Here is a 23023-nt window from a genome sequence, read left to right as displayed (position 1 = left end):
GAGTTAGATCAATGGCACTCACCCCAGAGGGGCTCATGGACGCGCTCAAGGCCGTCGCAGACCCCAACACCGGCAAGAATTTCGTGGCGACCCGGTCGCTCAAGAACCTGCAGATCGCGGATGGCGACGTGTCGTTCGACCTCGAGCTCGGCTACCCGGCCAAGAGCCAGCACGCGGCCATGCGCAAGGCGCTGGTGGCGGCCGCAAAGACGGTGCCGGGCGTGAGCAACGTCTCGGTCAACATCACGACCAAGGTCATCAGCCATGCGGTGCAGCGCGGCGTGCAGCTGATGCCCAACGTGAAGAACATCATCGCGGTGGCGTCCGGTAAGGGCGGCGTGGGCAAGAGCACCACCGCCGCCAACCTGGCGCTGGCGCTGGCCGCCGAAGGCGCGGCGGTCGGGCTGCTGGACGCCGACATCTACGGCCCGAGCCAGCCGATGATGCTGGGCATCGAGGGCCGGCCCGAGAGCGAGGACGGCAAGACCATGGAGCCGCTCGAGAACCACGGCGTGCAGGTCATGTCGATCGGCTTCCTGGTCGACCAGGACGAAGCCATGATCTGGCGCGGTCCGATGGCCACCCAGGCGCTGGAGCAACTGCTGCGCCAGACCAACTGGAAAGACCTCGACTACCTGATCGTCGACATGCCGCCCGGCACCGGCGACATCCAGCTCACGCTTTCGCAGCGCGTGCCGATGACCGGCGCGGTGATCGTCACCACGCCGCAGGACATCGCGCTGCTCGATGCCAAGAAGGGCATCAAGATGTTCGAGAAGGTCGGCGTGCCGATCCTGGGCATCGTGGAAAACATGGCGGTGCACATCTGCTCCAACTGCGGCCACGTCGAGCACATCTTCGGCTCCGAAGGCGGCAAGAAGATGGCGGCGCAATACCAGATGGACTACCTGGGCGCGCTGCCGCTGGACATCAACATCCGCCTGCAGGCCGACAGCGGCAAGCCGACCGTGGTGGCCGACCCCGACGGCGAAGTGGCCGGCATCTACAAGGCCGTCGCACGCCAGGTGGCCGTGGGCATTGCCGAGAAGGCCAAGGACTTCTCGGCGAAGTTCCCGACCATCTCCATCAGCAAGAACACCTGACCGGCGGCGCGCCCCGTGAATCTTCTCGCGTCGATGCGCTACCTGGTCGCGCTCAGCGAGCACAAGCATTTCGGACGCGCGGCGCAGGCCTGCCACATCACTCAGCCGGCGCTGTCGAATGCGCTGCGCTCGCTCGAAAGCGAATTTGGCGTGGTCATCGTCAAGCGGGCGCGCGTCTACGTGGGCCTCACGCACGAAGGCGAGCGGGTGCTGGCCACGGCGCAGCGCATGCTGCGCGACAACGAGGTGCTGCAGCAGGAGCTGCGCAGCGAAGAGGGCCATCCGCGCGGGCGGCTGCGCATGGCGGCCGTGCCCACCGCCATTCCGATGCTGTCGCGCTTTGCCGCGATGCTGCACGAGCTGCATCCGGGCATCGTGCCGGCGGTGCTCTCGATGAGCTCGCAAGACCTGGAAACGGGGCTCGAAAGCCTCTCGGTCGACCTCGCGCTCGGCTACACCGAGCGCATGCATTTGCCGGGCATCAAGCTTACGGCATGGCCGCAGAGCGTGGAGCACTACTTCCTGCTGCGGCGCGCGGCCAAGCCCTCGGCCGACCGGCTGCGCATCGGCCAGCCGATGTCGTGGGCCGAGGCCGGCCAGCGGCCGCTGTGCCTGCTCACGCCCGACATGCACAACCGCTCCATCATCGACCAGGCGTTGCGCGACGCCGGCATTGCGCTGGAGCCGGCCATCGAAACCAACTCGGTACTTACCCTTGCATTGGCCGTGCTCGCGGGCACCGTGAGCAGCGTGCTGCCGGGGTCGATGGTCGCGGCCGTGCGCAGCTACCGCGAGCTGGAGGCCCTGCCGCTGGTCGCCCCCGAGGTCAAGACGCCACTGGGCTTCATGACCCAGACCGGCGTGCGCCCCTCCCGCGCGCTCGATGCCGCCCTGGTGTTCCTGCAGACGCCGGCATGGCGCGAGCAGGTGCGGCTGCACAGCGGCGCGCTCGGCGAATAGCCTTGGTGCGGCGCCGTCCCGGACGGACGGCCATTTAGTTATTGAATCGATCGATGTGCCGATCGAATTTGACGCGCCCAGGGCCGCCCCACACACTCGGTCAGCCCTCAAGCCTTGCTGGGGGGCATTCCCGAGACATCGAAAAAAGGCCCAGGCAGTGAACAACCACCCAGCCACGACCCGCGAGACAACAACAAAGGCAGCAGCCAGCACGCACACCATCGTGCCGCTCGCCACCGCCGACGAAATGCGCGAGCGCATCCGCCGCAAGAGCAAGCTCAAGGGCCGCCAGCCCGACGAAGCGGCGCTCGTCGAAGTGCGCACGCTGATCGGTGCGCGTCCGGCCGAGGGCCACCGGCGCGACCTGCTCATCGAGCACCTGCACAAGCTCAACGACGCCTTCCGCTGCCTGCACGACCGCCACCTGGTGGCACTGGCGCGGGAAATGAACATCCCGATGGCCGAGGTCTACGAGGTCGCGACCTTCTATCACCACTTCGAGGTGGTGCGCGGCGACGAGGCCGCGCCGGGCCTCACGGTTCGCGTGTGCGACGGCCTGGCCTGCGAACTGGCCGGTGCCAGGGATCTGCTGGCGCGGCTGCCCGAACTGCTCGGCGTCGAGGGCGGCGACGTGCGCGTGATTGCGGCGCCCTGCATCGGCCGCTGCGAGCAGGCGCCCGCGGTGGCTGTCGACCGGCAGGCCGTGCCGCTCGCGACCACGGCGAAGGTGCTGCAGGCGCTGAAGTCCGACCCTGAGGAAGCCACGGTCGCGTACTTCGACGCGGCCGCGTTCGCCGAGAAAAGCATCTCGCCGCTGCCCGGCGCCATCGAGCGCATGCCGGCCTTCACCGACTACGCCACCTACCGCGCGCATGGCGGCTACGCGCTCGCATCCGCGCTCGTCAACGGCGAGCAGGACGCCGAAGCCATCATCAAGACCATGGAAGACTCGGGCCTGCGCGGCCTGGGCGGCGCGGGCTTTCCGGCCGGGCGCAAGTGGCGCATCGTGCGCGACCAGCCGGCGCCCCGGCTCATGGCGGTCAACATCGACGAAGGCGAGCCCGGCACCTTCAAGGACCGCACCTACCTCGAACGCGATCCGCACCGCTTCCTCGAAGGCCTGGTGGTGGCGGCGCAGATCGTCGGCATCGAGCAGTGCTACATCTACCTGCGCGACGAATACCACGACTGCCGCGCGCTGCTCGAAACCGAGCTGGCGCGGCTGCAGGCCGATCCGCCCTGCGCGCTGCCGCGCATCGAGCTGCGGCGCGGCGCGGGCGCCTACATCTGCGGCGAAGAGTCGGCCATGATCGAAAGCATCGAGGGCAAGCGCGGCGAACCGCGCATGCGCCCGCCCTACATCGCGCAGGTGGGCCTGTTCGGCCGCCCGACGCTGGAGCACAACTTCGAAACCCTCTACTGGGTGCGCGACATCGTCGAAAAAGGCGCGGCCTGGTTCAGCGGCTTCGGCCGCCACGGCCGCAAGGGCCTGCGCAGCTTCAGCGTGAGCGGCCGCGTGAAGCACCCGGGCGTCAAGCTCGCGCCCGCGGGCATCACGGTGCAGGAGCTCATCGACGAATACTGCGGCGGCATGCTCGACGGCCACTCGCTCTACGCCTACCTGCCGGGCGGCGCATCGGGCGGCATCCTGCCGGCGCGCATGAACGACATTCCGCTCGACTTCGACACGCTGCAGCCCTACGGCTGCTTCATCGGCTCGGCCGCGGTGATGGTGCTGAGCCAGCACGACCGCGCGCGCGACGCCGCGCTCAACGTGATGCGCTTCTTCGAGCACGAGAGCTGCGGCCAGTGCACGCCCTGCCGCGTCGGCACCGCCAAGGCCGCGGCGCTGATGCATGCGCCGGTGTGGGACAACGCCACGCTCGAAGACCTCGCGCAGGTGATGGGCGACGCCTCCATCTGCGGGCTCGGCCAGGCGGCCCCCAACCCGATTCGCTGCATCCAGCAATATTTCCCGGAGGAGGTGGCATGAACGCCCCGTCGAAACTTGCGGAACTGATGCCGCAAACCATCGAATTCACGCTCGACGGCCAGGCCATCCAGGCCTTCGATGGCGAAACCATCTACAAGGCGGCCGAGCGCCACGGCGTCGAGATTCCCCACTTGTGCTTCAAGGACGGCTACCGCGCCGACGGCAACTGCCGCGCCTGCGTGGTCGAGGTGAAGGGCGAGCGCACGCTCGCGCCCAGCTGCTGCCGCAACGTGACGGCCGGCATGGAAGTGAAGGCCACCAGCGAGCGCGCGCTCAAGAGCCAGAAGATGGTGGTCGAGATGCTGCTGTCCGACATGCCCGACCAGGGCTACAAATGGATCGGCGATGACGCCACCCAGCAGCACGGCGAGCTCAGCGCCTGGGCGAAGAAGCTCGACATCGCGGTGCGGCCCGAACTCAAGGCGCTGCGGCGCGAGCAGCCCAAGGCCGACATCTCGCACCCCGCGATGGCCGTCAACCTCGATGCCTGCATCCAGTGCAACCGCTGCGTGCGCGCCTGCCGCGAAGAGCAGGTCAACGACGTCATCGGCTACGCGCTGCGCGGCGGCGACAGCAAGATCGTGTTCGACCTGGACGACCCGATGGGCGACAGCACCTGCGTGGCCTGCGGCGAATGCGTGCAGGCCTGCCCGACCGGCGCGCTGATGCCCAAGAGCCACATCGGCTCGCAAGCTGTCGACCGCAAGGTCGATTCGGTGTGCCCGTTCTGCGGCGTGGGCTGCCTCGTGACCTACAACGTCAAGGATGAGAAGATCGTCAGCGTCGACGGCCGCGACGGCCCGGCCAACCACAACCGCCTGTGCGTGAAGGGCCGCTTCGGCTTCGACTACGCGCACCACCCCCAGCGCCTGACCAAGCCGCTGATCCGCAAGGCCGGCATGCCGAAGGATTTCGGCGATGCACCGCGGCCGGACGACTGGAGCGAGTATTTCCGCGAAGCCACCTGGGAAGAGGCGCTCGCGCTCACCACCGGCAAGCTCTCGGGCCTGCGCGACAGCCACGGGCCCAAGTCGCTCGCGGGCTTCGGCTCGGCCAAGGGCAGCAACGAAGAGGCCTACCTGTTCCAGAAGCTCGTGCGCACGGGTTTCGGCAGCAACAACATCGACCACTGCACGCGGCTGTGCCACGCCTCCAGCGTGGCCGCGCTGCTCGAAGGCGTGGGCTCGGGCGCGGTGAGCAACCAGGTCAACGACGTGGAGCATGCAGGGCTGATCTTCGTCATCGGCTCCAACCCCACGGCCAACCACCCGGTGGCCGCCACCTGGATGAAGAACGCCGCCCAGCGCGGCGCCAAGATCGTGCTGGCCGACCCGCGCCGCACCGACATCAGCCGCCATGCCTGGCGCACGCTGCAGTTCAAGGCCGACACCGACGTGGCCATGCTCAACGCGCTGATCCATGCCGTGATCGACGAAGGCCTGGTCGACCAGGAGTTCGTGCGCACGCGCGCCAGCAACTACGAGGCGCTGCGCGAGAACGTCAAGGGCTACAGCCCCGAGGCGATGGCGCCGATCTGCGGCGTGCCGGCCGAAACGCTGCGCGAAGTGGCGCGCGCCTTTGCCACGGCCAAGGGCGCGATGATCCTCTGGGGCATGGGCGTGAGCCAGCACGTGCACGGCACCGACAACGCGCGCTGCCTCATTGCGCTGGCCACCGTCACCGGGCAGATCGGCAAGCCGGGCTCGGGCCTGCATCCGCTGCGCGGCCAGAACAACGTGCAGGGCGCGAGCGACGCGGGCCTGATCCCGATGATGTTCCCCAACTACCAGCGCGTCGACAACCCAGCGGTGCATGCGTGGTTCGAGGATTTCTGGGGCACGCCGCTCGATGCGACGCCGGGCTACACCGTGGTCGAGATCATGCACAAGGCGCTCGCGCCCGACACCGATCCGCACAAGGTGCGCGGCATGTACATCATGGGCGAGAACCCGGCCATGAGCGACCCCGACCTGAACCATGCGCGCCATGCGCTCGCGAGCCTGGAGCACCTGGTGGTGCAGGACATCTTCATGACCGAGACCGCGTGGCTCGCCGACGTCGTGCTGCCCGCAAGTGCCTGGCCCGAGAAGACCGGCACGGTGAGCAACACCGACCGCATGGTGCAGCTGGGCAAGCGCGCGCTCAACCCGCCGGGCGACGCGCGGCCCGATCTCTGGATCATCCAGCAGATCGCCAGCGGCATGGGCCTCGCGTGGAACTACGAGGGCGAGGAGTCCGGCGTGGCCGCGGTCTACGAGGAAATGCGCCAGGCCATGCATGCGGTGATCAGCGGCATCAGCTGGGAGCGGCTGCAGCGCGATTCGAGCGTGACCTACCCTTGCCTGAGCGAGGAAGATCCGGGCCAGCCCACGGTGTTCATCGACGACTTTCCCACGGCCGACGGCCGTGTGAAGCTGGTGCCGGCCGACATCATTCCGGCGGACGAGCGGCCCGATGCCGAGTACCCCTTCGTGCTCATCACCGGCCGCCAGCTCGAGCACTGGCACACTGGCAGCATGACGCGCCGCGCCACGGTGCTCGATGCGCTCGAGCCCATGGCCACGGCCTCGATGAACCAGGCCGACCTGCTGAAGCTGGGCCTCGAGGCCGGCGACGTGATCACGGTGCAGTCGCGCCGCGGCGAGGTGGCCATCCACGTGCGGCGCGACGACGGCACGCCCAGCGGCGCGGTGTTCGTTCCCTTCGCCTACTACGAGGCGGCGGCCAACCTGATGACCAATGCCGCGCTCGATCCCATGGGCAAGATCCCGGAGTTCAAGTACTGCGCGGTGCGCATTGCGCGCGGCGGCCAGCCGATGGCGGCGGCCGGCTACGGCACCGGCTCCGGCGTGCTCGCGGCGGTGGACTGAGGGCGGGGCGGCGAGGGCCCCGGGACCATGGTTTAACCTTGGCCCCAAGCTCCTCCCGCACCGTTCCTTCGCATCACCATCGGCATGAAAACCAGAGTCCAGTTCCGCCTGCGCATCTACAGGGACGACAGCATCGCCTTCGGCCCCGGCAAGGTCGCCGTGCTGGAGGCGGTGGCGGAAACCGGCTCGATCTCTGCCGCGGCGCGCCAGCTGGGCATGTCGTACCGGCGCGCCTGGATGCTGATCGATGAGATGAACAACGCCCTGAGCTCCCCGGCCGTGAACACCGCGGCCGGCGGCTCGCGCGGCGGCGGCACCGCGCTCACGCCCGTGGGCGAGGAAATCGTCAAGCACTACCGTGCCATCGAGAACGCCGCGCGCCTGGCCACGGCGGCCGACGTGCGCGCGCTGACGCGCCTGCTCGCACCCTGAGCTCTGTTCCCCGCGCTGTATCCGAAGGGATATCGGCGCCATCCTCCCGCACCCGCCACGCATGCCTCTTCAGGGGGAAGCGCCTGTTCGTGCAACAATTGCGTTGTATCTTCATGAATACGACGAACTCCCTCATCGCCTCGGCCGACTGGTTTCCGCTGGTGCTGTCGCTCAAGGTGGCCGCGGTCGCGACCCTGCTGGCGCTCGTGGCCGGCGTGGCGCTGGGCTGGGTGTTCGCGCGCAAGCGCTTTCCGGGCCGCACGGTGCTCGAGGCGGTGTTCATGCTGCCGCTGGTGCTGCCGCCCACGGTCATCGGCTACGCCATCCTGGTGGCGGCGGGGCGCCACAGCCCGCTCGGCAGCTGGCTGCGCGAGCATTTCGACTACAGCATCATCTTCAGCTGGCATGGCGCCGTCGTCGCCTCTGCCGTGGTGGCGCTGCCGCTGGTGCTGAAGTCGGCCAGCGCCGCCTTTGCGGGCGTCGACCGCTCGCTCGAAGCCGCCGCCAGCACGCTGCGCCAGTCGCCGTTCTCGGTGTTCCTGCGCGTGACGCTGCCGCTGGCCTGGCCCGGCATCCTGGCCGGCACGCTGCTCGCATTTGCGCGCGCCATGGGCGAATTCGGCGCCTCGCTGATGGTGGCGGGCTCCATTCCGCAGCAGACCCAGACCCTGTCGATGGCCATCTACGACGCGGTGCAGGCCGGGCATGACGAGCTCGCGCTGCTGCTGGTGGTGGTGACTTCGCTGTTGTCGGTCACCGTGCTGGTGCTGTCGAACCGCTTTTTCTCGCTGCGCTGAGCGCCTTACCCCCAATCTGGAAACCAACATGCGTGCGTTCCGCCTCCTGCTTCTTGTCCTGGCCATGGCGCTGCCGCTCGCTGCAGCGGCCCAGCAGATCACCGTGTCCGCGGCCGCCAGCCTGATGGACGCGTTCAAGGAACTCGGGCCGAAGTTCGAGGCCGCGAAGCCGGGCGCCACGCTGCGCTTCAATTTCGCGGCCTCGGGCGTGCTGCTGCAGCAGATCGGGCAGGGCGCGCCGGTCGACGTGTTCGCTAGCGCCGACCAGGAGACCATGGGCCGCGCCGCCGAACAGAAGCTCATCGATGCGGCCACGCGCTGCAACTTCGCAAGCAATGCCCTGGTGCTGATCGAGCCGGCCAGGGACGCGGCCGGCGTCCAGTCGCTGCAGGACCTGGCCGGCGCGGGCGTCCGGAAAATTGCCGTGGGCAAGACCGCCACCGTGCCGGTCGGCCGCTACACGCGGCAGGTGCTGGAAGGCGCGGGGCTCTGGAGCGTGCTGGAGCCGAAGTTCGTGCAGGCCGACAGCGTGCGCCAGGTGCTCGACTACGTGGCCCGCGGCGAGGTCGAGGCCGGTTTCGTCTACCGCACCGATGCGGCCGTGATGAGCGAGAAGGTCCGGGTCGCCTTCGCGCCAACCACCGTCACGCCGGTGAGCTACCCGGTCGCGGTGGTGGCCGACAGCCGCCAGAAGGCGCTGGCCGGCGATTTCGTGGCCTTTCTTTCCAGCGACCCGGCGCGCGAGGTGCTCGCGCGCCACGGCTTCGGCAAGCCATGATCGACGTCGACCTGAAGCTCACCGTCACCGATGGCGCCCGGCGCTTCGACCTGGCGGCGCGCTTCGCGACCGACGTGCCTTTTGCCGCGCTCTACGGCCCCTCGGGCGCGGGCAAGACGCTCACGCTGCAGGCCATCGCGGGGCTGCTGCATCCGTCCGCGGGCCATGTGCGGCTGGACGGCCGCACGCTCTACGACTCGGCCCGCGGCATCGACGTGCCGGCGCCGGCGCGGCGCATCGGCTACCTGTTCCAGAACTACGCGCTGTTCCCGCACCTGTCGGTGCGCGAGAACGTGGCGTTCGGCCTGACCGCCTGGCACCGGCGCCGGCTGCCCCCGCGCGAGGCCGAGCGGGTGCAGGCGCTGCTCGAAGGCTTCGGCCTGGCGGCGCTGGCCGACAGCCGGCCGCAGAAGCTCTCGGGCGGCCAGCAGCAGCGCGTGGCGCTGGCCCGCGCGCTGGCCTGCCAGCCGCAGGTGCTGCTGCTCGACGAGCCCTTTGCCGCGCTCAACCCCATGCTGCGCAGCGAACTGCGCCAGGAACTCGCGCAGGTGCGCCGCCAGTGGGGCATTCCGGTGCTGATGATCACGCACGACATCGAGGACGTGCTGGCGCTGGCCGACGTGGCCTTCGTCTACAGCGACGGCCAGGTGGTGCGCGAGATCGACCTGCACAACGCGCAAAGCCGCGATTTCGCGCTGCGCGAGGCGGGCGGCGTGCCGGCCGCCGAGGCTTCGCCGCTGCACCGCAAGCTGCGCGGCCTGCTGCTGCAGGACGCAACCGGCCGCGGATGACCCTCGGCGCGAAAGCGGCATGCGGCGGCGCTACGATCGCCGCATGAATCCTTCCATCGATGTTGCCGTCGTGATGCGCCGCGAGCGCGTCGAGAGCCGTTGGCAGTCCTGGCGCTGGATTCTCGAAAGCGTCGGCCCCGACCAGCCCGGCTTCGGCACCGAGCCGCGCCTGCTCGAGGCGAACGAGAGCGCGCAGCGCTGGCTGCACCCCGGCTTCAAGACCGAGCTGTTCCGCGACGACGTGGAGGGCTACCACCTGAATGCCACCACGCCCGCGCCCTGCTGGTTCGTGCTGTGGCGCATGGAGGAAGAGCCCACCATTGCCGACGAGCCGATCGCGCGGCCGGTGGTGGTGAGCCTGAGCTACAACGAGGCCGGCCGCTGGCTCGATGCGCAGGAAACGGTGGAGCAGGTGCCCGCGCCCGAAGAGGTGATCGAGTGGATGCGCGGCTTCGTGCAGGCGCACTACGTGATCGAGCCCAAGCGCCGCAAGCGGCCCGAGAGTTTCCGTCCGCTGGTCGACCGCTTCGGCAATGCGGCCAGCGTGTCGACCGAGAAGAAGCGCGGACGCGGAGCGGGCGATGTCTGAGAATTTCTTCGGCCGCTGGTCGCGGCGCAAGCAGGAGGCGCGCGAAGAGGTGTTGCCGCCTCCCGCCGCGCAAGAGGTGCAGGAGGCGGCCGCCGCGCGCATCGATGCGGCAGCACCCCTGCCCGCGGCGGCTGGCCCGGAAGCCGGCCCGTCCTCCGAAGCGCAAGCGGAAATCCCCCCGCCCTCGCTCGCCGACGCACAGGCGCTCACGCCCGAGTCCGACTTCCGGCCCTTCGTGGCCAGGAACGTCGCGCCCGAGGTCAAGAACACCGCTTTCAAAAAGCTCTTTGCCGACCCGCAGTTCAATGTGATGGACGGCATGGACACCTACATCGACGACTACTCCCGGTCGACGCCCATCCCCGACAGCGTGCTGCGCCAGATGGCCAGCGCCAAGTTCCTCAGGCTGTTCGAGCACGAGGAAGAAGCCGAGGTGCAACAGGCACCTGCAGTACCCGCGGAAACCCCGCAAGCCGCCGCGCCGCCGGACATGGCACAGTCCGAGCCTCCGGAGGAATTCCTCCCCAGCCAGCAGGTTGCAAACGTGCAGCCCGCAAGCCAGAAGACCGATGACCACAACGCTGATCTGCGACTGCAACCAGACGATGCCGCTCGAGCCGAAGACGCTCGGCGCGGCGCTGGCTGAGCCGCTGCCCCTTCATTCCACGCTGTGCCGCCGCGAGGCGCCGGCCTTCCAGCGCGCCATCCGCTCGGGCGACGAGGTGGTGGTGGCCTGCACGCAGGAGCGCCGGCTGTTCACCGAACTGGCCGAACAGACCGAGGGCGCAACTTCGCCGATTCGCTTCGTGAACATCCGCGAAACTGGCGGCTGGAGCCGCGACGCCAAGAGCGCCAGCCCCAAGATCGCCGCGCTGCTGGCCGTGGCCCATCTGCCCGAGCCCGATCCGGTCTCGACCGTGAGCTACGCAAGCCAGGGCCGGCTCCTGATCGTCGGCCCGCTCGACGCGGCCGAGAAGGCCGCGGCGCTGGTCGCCGATTCGCTGCAGGTCTCGATCTTCTCCACCGGCCCGGGCGCGGCCGGCGGCGCGCAGGAACGCCGCTGGCCCGTGATGGCCGGGCGCATCGCATCGCTCACGGGATGGCTCGGCGCCTTCTCGCTGAAGTGGACGCGCGACAACCCCATCGACCTGGACCTGTGCACGCGCTGCAATGCCTGCCTTGGCGCCTGCCCCGAGCAGGCGATCGGGCTCGACTACCAGATCGACCTGGCCAAGTGCACTTCGCACCGCGACTGCGAAAAAGCCTGCAGCGTGGCCGGTGCCATCCATTTCGGCCGGGCACCCGAGGCGCTCGATGCCGAGTTCGACCTGGTGCTCGACCTGGGCGCGAACGCGCTGATCGACTGGCATGCGCCGCCGCAAGGCTACTTCCACCTGGCGGGCGGGCTCGCGCATGCGGAGGGCCTTTCGACCGTGCTGCGCCTGCGCGAACTGGTGGGTGAATTCGAGAAGCCGAAGTTCTTCGACTACAAGCAGAAGCTCTGCGCCCACAGCCGCAACGAGGTGGTGGGCTGCAACGCCTGCGTCGAGGTCTGCTCGGCGCACGCCATCTCGAGCGACAAGGAGCGCCAGCGCATCGTCGTCAATCCGCAGCTGTGCGTGGGCTGCGGCGCCTGCACCACCGTGTGCCCGACCGGCGCGCTGGGCTACACCTACCCGCGCGCGCCCGACCAGGGCCGCAAGCTGCGCACGCTGCTGGCCACCTACCTTGGCGCCGGCGGCCGCGATGCCACGGTGCTGCTGCACAGCGAAGAGGGCGGGCAGGCGCTCATCGAACAGCTGGGCCGCGCGGCCCAGCTGGGCCGCGGCAAGCGCGACGGCCTCGCCGGCGTGCCCGCGCATGTGCTGCCGGTGGCGCTCATGCATGTCGCGAGCACCGGCATCGACCTGTGGCTCAGCGCCATCGCCTTCGGCGCCTCGCAGGTGGCCGTGCTCGCCATCGGCGAGGAGGCGCCGCAGTACCTCGATGCGCTGAGAAAGCAGATGGCCGTTGCGCAGGCGCTGCTCACGGGCCTGGGCTACACCGGCACGCATTTCCACCTGCTCGAGGCCGGCACGCCGGCCGCGCTCGATGCCGCCCTGGCCGGCCTGCGCGCCACGCGCCAGCGCGTGCCCGCCACCGCGGCGCGCTTTGCCGTGGGCGCCGAGAAGCGCGGCACGCTCGAGATGACGCTCGACCACCTGATGGAACAGGCGCCCGCGTTGTCGGCGCCGCCTGCCGATGCCGCCGCAGCGCTTGAAATTGCGCTGCCCGACGGTTCTCCCTTTGGCGCGGTCACGGTCAACAAGGACAGCTGCACGCTGTGCCTGGCCTGCGTGAGCGCCTGCCCTGCGAGCGCGCTGCAGGACAACCAGAATGCGCCGCAGCTGCGCTTCATCGAGAAGAACTGCGTGCAGTGCGGGCTGTGCGCAACCACCTGCCCCGAGAACGCGATCGCGCTGGTGCCGCGTCTCCTGGCCGCGCCCGAGCGCAAGCAGCCCGTGCTGCTCAACGAGGCCAAGCCCTGGGCCTGCATCCGCTGCAGCAAGCCCTTCGGCACGCAGAAGGCGATCGAGGCGATGCTCGGCAAGCTCGCGGGCCACGCCATGTTCCAGGGCGAGGCACTCGAGCGGCTCAAGATGTGCAGCGACTGCCGGGTGATCGACCTGTACAGCGCGCAGAACGAAATGAAGATCACGCAGCTATGAGCCAGTTTCCTCCGATGACCTCCGCCCTCGACGAGGAAATTGCGCGCGCCGAGGTCTACGGCCTGCTCGCGCGCCTCTGGTATGCGGCGCCCGATGCCGAGCTGCTCGGCGCCTTCGGTGTGGCGCCCACCGAGGCGCCCGCGGCCGGCGCCTTCCTCGAGGAGCCTTGGCGCCAGCTGGTCGGCGCGGCGCGCGGCGCCGATGCGGCCGCGGTGCATGCCGAGTACGACGCGCTCTTCGGCGGCATGGGCAAGCCCGAGATCTACCTCTTCGGCTCGCACTACCTGAGCGGCTTTCTCAACGACAAGCCGCTGGCGCTGCTGCGCACCGACCTGGCCCGCCTGGGCCTCGCGCGCGGCGACGCCGTCTCCGAAAGCGAAGACCATGTTGCCTGCCTGTTCGAGGTGATGCGCTACCTTATTGCCGGTGACGACGCGGCGGTGGCCAACCTCGCGCAGCAACAGGCTTTTTTCGCCACCCATCTGCAGCCGTGGCTGCCGACGCTCTGCGACGCAGTGGCCCAACATCCGAAGGCGCATTTCTATGCGTCGCTGGCCGGCTTCACCCGGGCCTTCGCCGAGGTCGAGGTCCAGGGCTTCGACATGCTCGGTTAACCTTTTTCAAAGGAAGAGCTTGATAGTCGGGAATAAGGGTCTCGACTAGTATCCAGATGTATGCAAATCAGTTCATATCTGGTTTTGCCCCCAGCCACTCCTGGAGATCACATGCAGGACAGCCAAGCGGTCGGCAACAAGCCGGCCTCGCGTCGAGGTTTCTTTCTAGGTGCCGCCGGCGCCGGTGCCGCGGTTGCCGCGGTTTCGGTGCTCCCCAAGGTCGCGCCGGCCCCCGCGGCCGTCGAGGCCGTTGCGCCCGCGACGAAGCCCGCGCCTGAAAAAGGCGGCGGCTATTCGCTGAGCGAACATGTCAAGCGCTACTACAAGACCGCTTCGGCCTGAAGCGGAACGCCCAAGATGTTGTTGACCAAGAAAACAGCCCCCGCGAACAGTGTCTCGCGGCAAGGGGAGCGCGAGTCGTCCTCCCCGTTCATCCACAGCCTGCGGCGCGGCCTTTCGGGCGCGCTGCCCACCATGGACCGGCGCGCCTTCCTGCGGCGCTCCGGGCTCGGCGTGGGCGTGGGCCTGGCCGCGGGCCAGCTCACGCTGATGCGCAAGGCCGAGGCGGCCGGCGAAGCACGGCCCACGGCGGTAGGCGCCGGCAAGGTAGAGATCAAGCGCACCGTGTGCTCCCACTGCTCGGTCGGCTGCGCCTCCGATGCGGTGGTCGAGAACGGCGTCTGGGTGCGCCAGGAGCCGGTGTTCGATTCGCCCATCAACCTGGGCGCGCATTGCGCCAAGGGCGCCGCGCTGCGCGAGCACGGCCACGGCGAATACCGGCTGCGCTATCCGATGAAGCTGGTCAACGGCAAGTACGAGCGCATCAGCTGGGACACCGCGCTCGACGAGATCACCGCCAAGCTCAAGGAACTGCGCCAGGCCAGCGGGCCCGATTCGGTCTACTGGATCGGCTCGTCCAAGCACAGCAACGAGCAGTCGTACCTGCTGCGCAAGTTCGTGAGCTTCTGGGGCAGCAACAACTGCGACCACCAGGCGCGCATCTGCCACTCGACCACCGTTGCCGGCGTTGCGAACACATGGGGCTACGGCGCCATGACCAATTCGTACAACGACATGCGCAACGCCAAGGTGGCGATGTACATCGGCTCCAACGCCGCGGAGGCGCATCCGGTCAGCATGCTGCACATGCTCCATGCCAAGGAGAACGGCTGTAAGATGATCGTGGTCGACCCGCGCTTCACGCGTACCGCGGCCAAGGCCGACGAGTACGTGCGCATCCGCTCGGGCTCCGACATCGCCTTCCTGTTCGGCATCCTGCACCACATCTTCAAGAACGGCTGGGAAGACAAGCAGTACATCAACGACCGCGTCTTCGGCATGGACAAGGTGCGCGAGGAAGTGCTGGCCAAGTGGACGCCCGACAAGGTCGAGGAGGCCTGCGGCGTGAAGGAGGCGCAGGTGCTCAAGGTGGCGACCTGGCTCAACGAGAACCGTCCCGGCACCGTCGTGTGGTGCATGGGCCAGACGCAGCACACCATCGGCAACGCGATCGTGCGGGCCTCGTGCATCCTGCAGCTGGCACTCGGCAACGTGGGCAAGTCGGGCGGCGGCACCAACATCTTCCGCGGCCACGACAACGTGCAGGGCGCCACCGACGTGGGCCCGAACCCCGATTCGCTGCCCGGCTACTACGGCATCGTCGAAGGCTCGTGGAAGCACTTCGCCGCCACCTGGGGCGTGGACTACGAATGGATCAAGGGCCGCTTCGCGTCGCCCGCGATGATGACCAAGCCCGGTATCACCGTGTCGCGCTGGATCGACGGCGTGCTCGAGAAGAACGAGCTGATCGACCAGGACTCGAACCTGCGCGGCGTGTTCTATTGGGGCCATGCGCCCAACTCGCAGACGCGCGGCCTCGAAATGAAGCGCGCCATGGACAAGCTCGACCTGCTGGTGGTGGTCGACCCCTATCCCTCGGCCACCGCCGCCATGGCGGCCATGCCCGGCAACCCCGACGACCTCAACAAGAACCGCGCCGTCTACCTGCTGCCCGCGTGCACGCAGTTCGAGACCAGCGGCTCCGTCACGGCGTCGAACCGTTCGATCCAGTGGCGCGAGAAGGTCATCGATCCGCTGTGGGAAAGCCGCAGCGACCACATGATCATGCAGCAGTTCGCCGACCGCCTGGGCTTTGGCAAGGAACTCAGCAAGAACTACAAGATGCAGAAGGTCAAGGGCATGGACGAGCCCCTGCCCGACGACATCCTGCGCGAGATCAACAAGACCTGCTGGGCCGTGGGCTACACCGGCCAGAGCCCCGAGCGGCTGCAGGCGCACATGCGCAACATGGGCGCCTTCGACGTGCGCACGCTCAAGGCCAAGGCCGGCGTGAAGGACAAGGCCAACGGCTATGACCTCACGGGCGACTACTTCGGCCTGCCGTGGCCCTGCTACGGCACGCCCGAGTTCAAGCACCCGGGCTCGCCCAACCTGTACGACACCTCCAAGCATGTGATGGAAGGCGGCGGCAACTTCCGCGCGAACTTCGGCGTGGAGCGCGACGGCAAGAACCTGCTGGCCGAGGACGGCTCGCATTCGCTGGGCGCCGACATCACCACCGGCTACCCCGAGCTCGACCACGTGCTGCTCAAGAAGCTGGGCTGGTGGGACGAACTCACCGAGGCCGAGAAGCCCAAGGCCGAAGGCAAGAACTGGAAGACCGACAGCTCGGGCGGCATGATCCGCGTGTTCATGAAGAACCACGGCTGCCATCCTTTCGGCAATGCCAAGGCGCGTGCAGTGGTCTGGAACTTCCCCGACGCGATCCCGCAGCACCGCGAGCCGCTGTACGGCAACCGGCCCGACCTCATGGCCAAGTACCCGACGCACGACGACAAGATGGCGTTCTGGCGCCTGCCCACGCTCTACAAGAGCGTGCAGCAGAAGAACATCGCCGACAAGGTGGCCGAGAAGTTCCCGTACGTGATGACCTCGGGCCGCCTGGTCGAATACGAGGGCGGCGGCGAGGAAACCCGCTCGAACCCCTGGCTCGCCGAGCTGCAGCAGGAGATGTTCATCGAGATCAACCCCAAGGTCGCGGCCGAGAAGGGCATCCGCAACGGCGAGCGCGCCTGGGTGCACACGCCCACGGGCGCCAAGCTCAACGTGCAGGCCCTGGTGACCGAGCGCGTGGGGCCCGACACGGTCTTCATGCCGTTCCACTTCTCGGGCCATTGGCAGGGCGCCGACATGCTCGGCTACTACCCCGCCGGCGCAGCCCCCGTGGTGCGCGGCGAGGCCATCAACACCGGCACGACCTACGGTTATGACAGCGTGACCATGATGCAAGAGACCAAGACCACGGTCTGCAACGTAGAAAAGGCATAAGGAGGCACCATGGCACGAATGAAATTTGTCTGCGACGCGGAACGCTGCATCGAATGCAACGGCTGCGTCACGGCCTGCAAGAACGAGAACGAAGTGCCCTGGGGCGTGAACCGCCGCCGCGTGGTCACGCTCAACGACGGGGTGCCGGGCGAGAAGTCGATCTCGGTGGCCTGCATGCACTGCTCCGACGCACCCTGCATGGCCGTGTGCCCGGTGCAGTGCTTCTACCGCACCGAAGAAGGCGTGGTGCTGCACGACAAGGACGTGTGCATCGGCTGCGGCTACTGCTCGTACGCCTGCCCGTTCGGCGCGCCGCAGTTCCCCTCGCAAGGCACGTTCGGCGTGCGCGGCAAGATGGACAAGTGCACCTTCTGCGCCGGCGGCCCCGAGGCCAACGGCTCCGAAGCCGAGTTCGAGAAATACGGCCGCAACCGGCTCGCCGAAGGCAAGCTTCCGGCCTGCGCCGAGATGTGCTCGACCAAGGCGCTTCTGGCCGGCGACGGCGACGTGGTGGCCGACATCTTCCGCACCCGCGTGGTCCAGCGCGGCAAGGGCGCCGAAGTCTGGGGCTGGGGCACCGCCTACGGCTCGCAGCAGGCCGGCACGCCGCCGGCCGGTGGAGTGCGCAAGTGAAGCGGCCGGGCCTCGTCTTCGCCGGCGTTGCGCTGGCCGCAACCTGCCTCGCGGCCTGCGGCGAGAAGCCGCAGACCAACGCGCAGGGCGTCAAGCACGACGCCGTGCCCTGGAGCGGCACGGGCACCCAGGAGAACGCCGGCACGGTGTTCACCGCGCCCGGCTGGAAGGTCGGCGACAAGACCGCCTGGCAGCAGCAGCTCAAGACCCGCGCGCAGAACGGGCAGAACGAATACAACAAAGAGAACTGAACGGAGAGCCCATGAAGCAAGCGCTGACCGCTCTCGCTCTTTGCTGTGCCGTGCTGGGTACGGCCTTCGCGCAGGCGCAGCCGCCGGCCGCCCCTGGAACGGCGTCCGCCCCCGCGGCACCTGCCGCAACCGCCGCGCCGGAGGCCGCCGTGGGCGGCATCCGCGGCCAGAACATCTTCGAGGTCAAGCCCGAAGCCAGCGCCGACCCCAACTACGCGAACCAGACCAATGGCGAGCGCATGAAGGTGCAGCCCGGCAACAACGCGCCGATGTGGCGCCAGGTGGGGCAGGGCGTGACCGGCTACAGCAGCCTGCCGAAAAGCCAGGCGCCCGAGGCCGGCAACCTGATCCAGCCTTTCGTGCAGTACCCCGGTTCGCGCTTGACCAATGCCGGCGAAGCCTGGCGCCAGGTGCGCAACGACTGGATCATTCCCTATGGCGCGGCGCTGCTGTTCGTCGTGCTGCTGGCGCTGGCCATCTTCTATTTCACGCGCGGCCCGATCCGCCTGCACGGCCAGGAAACCGGCCGCAAGATCGAGCGGTTCACGCCCTTCGAACGCGCCACGCACTGGTCGAACGCCATCGCCTTCGTCACGCTGGCCATCACCGGCATCGTGATGGCCTTCGGCAAGTTCTTCCTGATGCCGTGGATGGGCAGCGCGCTCTTCGGCTGGATTGCCTACGCGCTCAAGAACGTCCATAACTTCGTCGGGCCGCTGTTTGTGGTGACGACGGTGTTCATGGTCTTCACCTTCATCCGCGACAACCTGCCGCGCGCCAGCGACCTGCAATGGCTCGCGCGCTTCGGCGGCCTGTTCGGCGGCAAGGAAGTGCCATCGCACCGCTTCAATGCGGGCGAGAAGCTGGTCTTCTGGGGCGGCGTGCTGTTCCTCGGCCTCTTCATCATCGGCTCGGGGCTCTTCCTGGACAAGCTGCTGCCGGGCTTCGTCTACACGCGCGGCGAGATGCAGGTGGCGCACATGGTGCACGGCGTCGCCACCTTGCTGATGATGGCGATGATCATGGGCCACATCTACATCGGGACGCTCGGCATGACGGGCGCCTACAAGGCCATGCGCACCGGCTACGTCGACGAGACCTGGGCCCGGGAGCATCACGAACTCTGGTACGACGACATCGCCGCGGGCAAGATTCCTGCGCAGCGCACGGCGCCGGCCGGCTCGGCCGCTGCACCGGCCGCGCGGCCCGTGAGACCCGCCGAAGGAACACCCTCATGAAGCTGCCGTTGAATCTCTCTTGCGCATCGCTGCTGGTGCTCGCGCTGGCGGCGCCCGCGGCCTGGGCCAAGCTGGCGCCGCCGCCCGCCACCCCGGAGGCCAAGGCCAAGGCCGCCGAAGCCGCCGCCAAGACCGCCTGGAGCGGCAAGGTCGATGCCTACAAGCTCTGCCAGGCGCAGGACCGCGTCGCGGCCAAGTACCGCGCGAGCGCCACCGCGGCCGGCAAGCCGGTGCCGCCGGCGCCTGCCACTCCGCCCTGCGCAGACCCCGGCCCCTTCGTCTTCACGCCGCCGGCGGAAGCCAAGCCCATCGAGGCTGCGGGCGCGCATTCGCCGGCCACCACGGCCGCATCGCCGCCCAGCACCACGCAGCCTGCCGCCGCCGCCAATCCCACGCCGAAGGCGCAGTGACGACGCCGCTGCCGTTGCCGCTCCCGCGTCTCACCCAGGCCCGCGCCGCGCTGACGCGCGAAGTCGAGGTCGTCGATGAGCATGGCGCGCGCGGCACCGTCTCCATTCCCGCCGAGCGCGACCTCACGGTGTACGTGGACCGGCGCGAACTCGTCACGCTGATGACGCTCGGCGCCCAGCCCGAACTGCTGGTGCTGGGCTACCTGCTGAACCAGCGCCTGATCGAAGCGGCCAGCGACGTCGAGTCGGTCACGGTCGACTGGGAGGTGGGTGCCGCCGCGGTCAAGACGCACGCGGGCATCGACCGCATCGAGGAGCGCACCGCCAAGAAGGTGGTGACCACCGGCTGCGGCCAGGGCAGCGTGTTCGGCGACCTGATGGCCGACATCGACAAGCTCGAGCTGCCGCCCACGCGCATGACGCAGGCCCAGCTCTATGCGCTGGTCAACGCGATCCGGCTCCAGGAGAGCACCTACAAGTCGGCCGGCTCGGTGCACGGCTGCGCGCTGTTCACGCTCGAGCCCGGCGGCACCGAGGCCACGATGCACTCCTTCGTGGAAGACGTGGGCCGCCACAACGCCATCGACACCATTGCGGGCTGGTGCGCCATGCAGCCGCCCGGCGCGCTGGCCGGCGACCGCGTCTTCTACACCACCGGCCGGCTCACGAGCGAGATGGTGATCAAGTCGGCGCAGATGGGCGTGCCCATCGTGGTCTCGCGCAGCGGCATCACGCAGATGGGCCACGAGGTCGCAACCCGCGTGGGTTTGTGCGCCATCGGCCGCGCGACCAACCGGCACTTCGTCTGCTACGCGGGCGTCGACCGGCTGGTGCTGCAGCCGGAACTCGCGCGCCGCAATCCCGCCTAAGGCCCTGAAAGGCGCCGGCGTATCCGCGTCGGCTATCGTCTCGCCCATGAATGCCTCCTTCCGCCTTGGCTGGCGCACCCTGTGGCGCGACCTGCGCGCCGGCGAACTGCGCCTCTTGATCGTTGCCGTGCTGCTGGCCGTGGCCGCGCTCACGGCGGTCGGCTTCTTTGCCGACCGGCTGAAGGGGGGCCTGCAGCGCGATGCGCGGCAGCTGCTCGGCGGCGACGCGGTGGTCGTGAGCGACAACCCCACGCCTACGACCTTCATTGCGCAGGCCCGCGCATTCGGGCTCGAGGGCTCCGGCACCTACGGCTTTCCCACCATGGCGCGGGCCGACGACGCCCAGGGCGGCGCGAGCAAGCTGGTGGCCCTGAAGGCGGTGGCCGCGGGCTATCCGCTGCGCGGCAACCTGCAGACCGCCAGCGCCCCCGATGCGCCCGGCAGCATCACGCGCGACATTCCGCCGGCGGGCGAGGTCTGGGTCGACGCTTCTCTGCTGGATTCGCTCGCGCTCAAGGTGGGGGACGCGCTTCTTCTTGGCGACAGCAGTTTGCGCATCGGCCGCGTGATCACGCTGGAGCCGGATCGCGGAGCGGGCTTCATGAGCTTTGCGCCGCGCGTGATGATCAACCAGGCCGACGTGCCGCGCACCGGCCTCGTGCAGCCTGCGAGCCGTGTCGGCTACCGCTATGCCGTGGCCGGCGAGAACGCGGCCGTCAAGCGCTTTTCCGACTGGGCCGAGGCCGCCATCAAGAAGGGCGAGCTGCGCGGCGTGCGGCTCGACTCCTTCGAAGGCGGGCGCCCCGAAATGCGCCAGACGCTGGACCGCGCCGAGAAATTCCTGAGCCTGGTCGCGCTGCTCGCGGCGCTGCTGTCGGCCGTGGCGGTGGCGCTGGCCGCGCGCGGCTTCGCGGCCAGCCACCTGGACGACTGCGCCATGCTGCGCGTGCTCGGCCAGAGCCAGCGCACCATCGCGCTGGCCTATTCGTTCGAATTTGCCGTCGTCGGCATCGTGGCCAGCAGCCTGGGCGTGGCGATCGGCTTTGGCGTGCACTACGTGTTCGTGGTGCTGCTCGCCGGGCTGGTCGAAACGGCGCTGCCCGCTGCCACCTTGTGGCCCGTGGCCTTCGGCCTGGGCATGGGGCTCACGCTGCTGTTCGCCTTCGGCCTGCCGCCGGTGCTGCAGCTGGCCCGGGTGCCGCCGCTGCGCGTGATCCGGCGCGACGTCGGCGGGCTCAAGCCCGCGTCGCTCGCGGTGCTGGGCATCGGAGTGGCCGGCTTCGCGGCCCTGCTGATCGCGGCCAGCAGCGACCTGAAGCTGGGCCTGATCGCCGTCGGCGGCTTCGCGGGCGCGGTGGCCGTGTTCGCGCTGCTGAGCTGGCTCGCGGTGAAGGTGCTGCGCCGCAGCGTCAATGAAAGCACCGCGCCGCGCTGGCTGGTGCTGGCCACGCGCCAGATCTCGGCGCGGCCGGCCTATGCGGTGGTGCAGGTCAGCGCGCTGGCCGTGGGCCTGCTCGCGCTGGTGCTGCTGGTGCTGCTGCGCACCGACCTGGTCGCGAGCTGGCGCAAGGCCACGCCGCCCGATGCGCCCAACCGCTTCGTCATCAACGTCATGCCGGACCAGAGCAGCGCGTTCCAGAAGTCGCTGCGCGATGCCGGCGTGCGCAAGTTCGATTGGTATCCGATGATCCGCGGCCGCCTTGTGGCCGTCAACGACAAGCCGGTGTCGCCCGACGACTACCCGGAAGACCGCGCCAAGCGCCTGGTGGACCGCGAGTTCAACCTCAGCAACAGCGTGGAGGCGCCGGCGCACAACAGCATCGTGGCCGGCGCATGGAAGCCCGATGCGCCCGGCGAAGTGAGCGTGGAGGAAGGACTGGCCGAGACGCTGGGCCTCAAGCTCGGCGACGTGCTGCGCTTCGACATCGGCGGCATGCAGAACGATGCGCGCATCACCTCGCTGCGCAAGGTCGACTGGGGTTCGATGCATGCGAACTTCTTCGTGATGTACACCGTGGCCGCGCTGCCCGACGTGCCGGTGACCTACATGGGCGCCTTCCGCGCGCCCGAAACCCGCGGCTTCGACAACGCGCTGGTGCGCAGCTACCCCAACGTGACCAACGTCGACATGAGCGCCACCATCAACCAGGTGCAGCGCGTGCTCGACCAGGTGATCCGCGCGGTCGAGTTCCTGTTCGGCTTCACGCTCGCGGCGGGGCTGGTGGTGCTGTTTGCCGCGGTCACGGCCACGCGCGAGGAGCGCGCGCGCGAGTTCGCGGTGATGCGCGCGGTGGGTGCGCGGGCCAGTCTGCTGCGCCAGGTGCAGCGCGCCGAGCTGGCGGGCGTGGGCCTGCTGGCGGGCTTCCTCGCGAGCATCGTGGCCTCGGCCATCGGCTGGGGCCTTGCACGCTACGTGTTCGACTTCACCTGGACGGCCTCGCCCATCGTGCCGATCGCGGGCGCGCTCGCGGGCGCGGTGCTGGCGCTGGCGGCGGGCTGGTGGGGCTTGCGCGACGTGCTGCGCAGGCCCGTGGTCGACACGCTGCGGCGCGCGGCCGAATAGATTTTTCTGCGTGCGGGGGCGAAGAGGGCGGGGAATGCAATACATTCCCCGGCCCTGCAATCATTCATTCGATGAG

At 68.9% G+C, this 23023-nt stretch carries 20 protein-coding genes; all 20 read left to right on the top strand.

The window, feature by feature from the left end; genetic code table 11:
- Nucleotides 1-11 precede the first annotated feature (11 nt).
- The 20 genes from apbC (at nt 12) to ACAM58_RS19885 (ending at nt 22947) form a co-directional block, all read left to right on the top strand.
- Nucleotides 12-1103: an iron-sulfur cluster carrier protein ApbC gene (gene apbC, locus ACAM58_RS19980; protein WP_015866850.1), complete on the top strand. Its 1092-nt coding sequence runs from the start codon at nt 12-14 to the stop codon at nt 1101-1103.
- Between the two features lie 15 nt (nt 1104-1118).
- Complete coding sequence (locus tag ACAM58_RS19975) at nt 1119-2063, top strand: LysR substrate-binding domain-containing protein (protein ID WP_319427358.1); 945 nt, start codon at nt 1119-1121, stop codon at nt 2061-2063.
- 247 nt (nt 2064-2310) lie between these two features.
- Nucleotides 2311-4056, top strand: coding sequence for an NAD(P)H-dependent oxidoreductase subunit E (locus ACAM58_RS19970; protein WP_051128046.1), 1746 nt, complete (start codon nt 2311-2313; stop codon nt 4054-4056).
- Nucleotides 4053-6926 carry a formate dehydrogenase subunit alpha gene (fdhF, locus tag ACAM58_RS19965; protein WP_369663393.1) on the top strand — a complete coding sequence of 958 codons (2874 nt, stop codon included), beginning with the start codon at nt 4053-4055 and terminating at the stop codon, nt 6924-6926. Before ACAM58_RS19970 ends, fdhF begins: the two co-directional genes overlap by 4 nt.
- A gap of 84 nt (nt 6927-7010) precedes the next feature.
- On the top strand, nt 7011-7358 hold the full coding sequence (locus tag ACAM58_RS19960) for a winged helix-turn-helix domain-containing protein (protein WP_018906443.1): 348 nt from the start codon (nt 7011-7013) through the stop codon (nt 7356-7358).
- A gap of 113 nt (nt 7359-7471) precedes the next feature.
- Nucleotides 7472-8155 (top strand): molybdate ABC transporter permease subunit, encoded by a 684-nt coding sequence (gene modB, locus ACAM58_RS19955; protein ID WP_015866845.1) that lies wholly within the window; start codon nt 7472-7474, stop codon nt 8153-8155.
- Between the two features lie 28 nt (nt 8156-8183).
- The gene (modA, locus tag ACAM58_RS19950; protein WP_369663392.1) at nt 8184-8933 is read left to right on the top strand and encodes a molybdate ABC transporter substrate-binding protein; all 750 of its coding nucleotides are present in this window, start codon (nt 8184-8186) and stop codon (nt 8931-8933) included.
- On the top strand, nt 8930-9724 hold the full coding sequence (locus tag ACAM58_RS19945; RefSeq protein WP_015866843.1) for an ABC transporter ATP-binding protein: 795 nt from the start codon (nt 8930-8932) through the stop codon (nt 9722-9724). Before modA ends, ACAM58_RS19945 begins: the two co-directional genes overlap by 4 nt.
- 19 nt (nt 9725-9743) lie before the next feature.
- Nucleotides 9744-10313, top strand: coding sequence for a DUF3305 domain-containing protein (locus tag ACAM58_RS19940; protein WP_369663391.1), 570 nt, complete (start codon nt 9744-9746; stop codon nt 10311-10313).
- A complete protein-coding gene (locus ACAM58_RS19935) occupies nt 10306-10959 on the top strand; it encodes a DUF3306 domain-containing protein (protein ID WP_369663390.1) in 654 nt (217 codons plus the stop codon). The genes ACAM58_RS19940 and ACAM58_RS19935 overlap by 8 nt, the downstream gene beginning before the upstream one ends.
- Nucleotides 10883-13021 (top strand): 4Fe-4S dicluster domain-containing protein, encoded by a 2139-nt coding sequence (locus ACAM58_RS19930; protein WP_369663389.1) that lies wholly within the window; start codon nt 10883-10885, stop codon nt 13019-13021. The genes ACAM58_RS19935 and ACAM58_RS19930 overlap by 77 nt, the downstream gene beginning before the upstream one ends.
- The gene (locus tag ACAM58_RS19925; protein WP_369663388.1) at nt 13018-13635 is read left to right on the top strand and encodes a molecular chaperone; all 618 of its coding nucleotides are present in this window, start codon (nt 13018-13020) and stop codon (nt 13633-13635) included. Before ACAM58_RS19930 ends, ACAM58_RS19925 begins: the two co-directional genes overlap by 4 nt.
- A gap of 111 nt (nt 13636-13746) precedes the next feature.
- On the top strand, nt 13747-13977 hold the full coding sequence (locus ACAM58_RS19920; RefSeq protein WP_369663387.1) for a formate dehydrogenase: 231 nt from the start codon (nt 13747-13749) through the stop codon (nt 13975-13977).
- 15 nt (nt 13978-13992) lie between these two features.
- A complete protein-coding gene (locus ACAM58_RS19915; RefSeq protein WP_015866838.1) occupies nt 13993-16983 on the top strand; it encodes a formate dehydrogenase subunit alpha in 2991 nt (996 codons plus the stop codon).
- Nucleotides 16984-16992: 9 nt separating this feature from the next.
- The gene (gene fdh3B / locus ACAM58_RS19910; protein ID WP_015866837.1) at nt 16993-17616 is read left to right on the top strand and encodes a formate dehydrogenase FDH3 subunit beta; all 624 of its coding nucleotides are present in this window, start codon (nt 16993-16995) and stop codon (nt 17614-17616) included.
- A complete protein-coding gene (locus ACAM58_RS19905; RefSeq protein WP_015866836.1) occupies nt 17613-17867 on the top strand; it encodes a hypothetical protein in 255 nt (84 codons plus the stop codon). The genes fdh3B and ACAM58_RS19905 overlap by 4 nt, the downstream gene beginning before the upstream one ends.
- Nucleotides 17868-17878: 11 nt before the next feature.
- The gene (locus tag ACAM58_RS19900; protein ID WP_015866835.1) at nt 17879-19105 is read left to right on the top strand and encodes a formate dehydrogenase subunit gamma; all 1227 of its coding nucleotides are present in this window, start codon (nt 17879-17881) and stop codon (nt 19103-19105) included.
- Nucleotides 19102-19515 (top strand): hypothetical protein, encoded by a 414-nt coding sequence (locus tag ACAM58_RS19895; protein WP_015866834.1) that lies wholly within the window; start codon nt 19102-19104, stop codon nt 19513-19515. Before ACAM58_RS19900 ends, ACAM58_RS19895 begins: the two co-directional genes overlap by 4 nt.
- Nucleotides 19512-20384, top strand: a complete 873-nt coding sequence (locus ACAM58_RS19890) for a formate dehydrogenase accessory sulfurtransferase FdhD (protein WP_018906453.1) — start codon at nt 19512-19514, stop codon at nt 20382-20384. The genes ACAM58_RS19895 and ACAM58_RS19890 overlap by 4 nt, the downstream gene beginning before the upstream one ends.
- 46 nt (nt 20385-20430) lie before the next feature.
- Nucleotides 20431-22947, top strand: coding sequence for an FtsX-like permease family protein (locus tag ACAM58_RS19885; protein WP_027730203.1), 2517 nt, complete (start codon nt 20431-20433; stop codon nt 22945-22947).
- Nucleotides 22948-23023: the final 76 nt, after the last annotated feature.

The sequence above is a fragment of the Variovorax sp. V116 genome (assembly GCF_041154435.1).
Classification (GTDB): Bacteria; Pseudomonadota; Gammaproteobacteria; order Burkholderiales; family Burkholderiaceae_C; genus Variovorax; species Variovorax paradoxus.
Note: the sequence above shows the minus strand (reverse complement) of the source record. Positions and strands in the feature narration are given on the sequence as shown.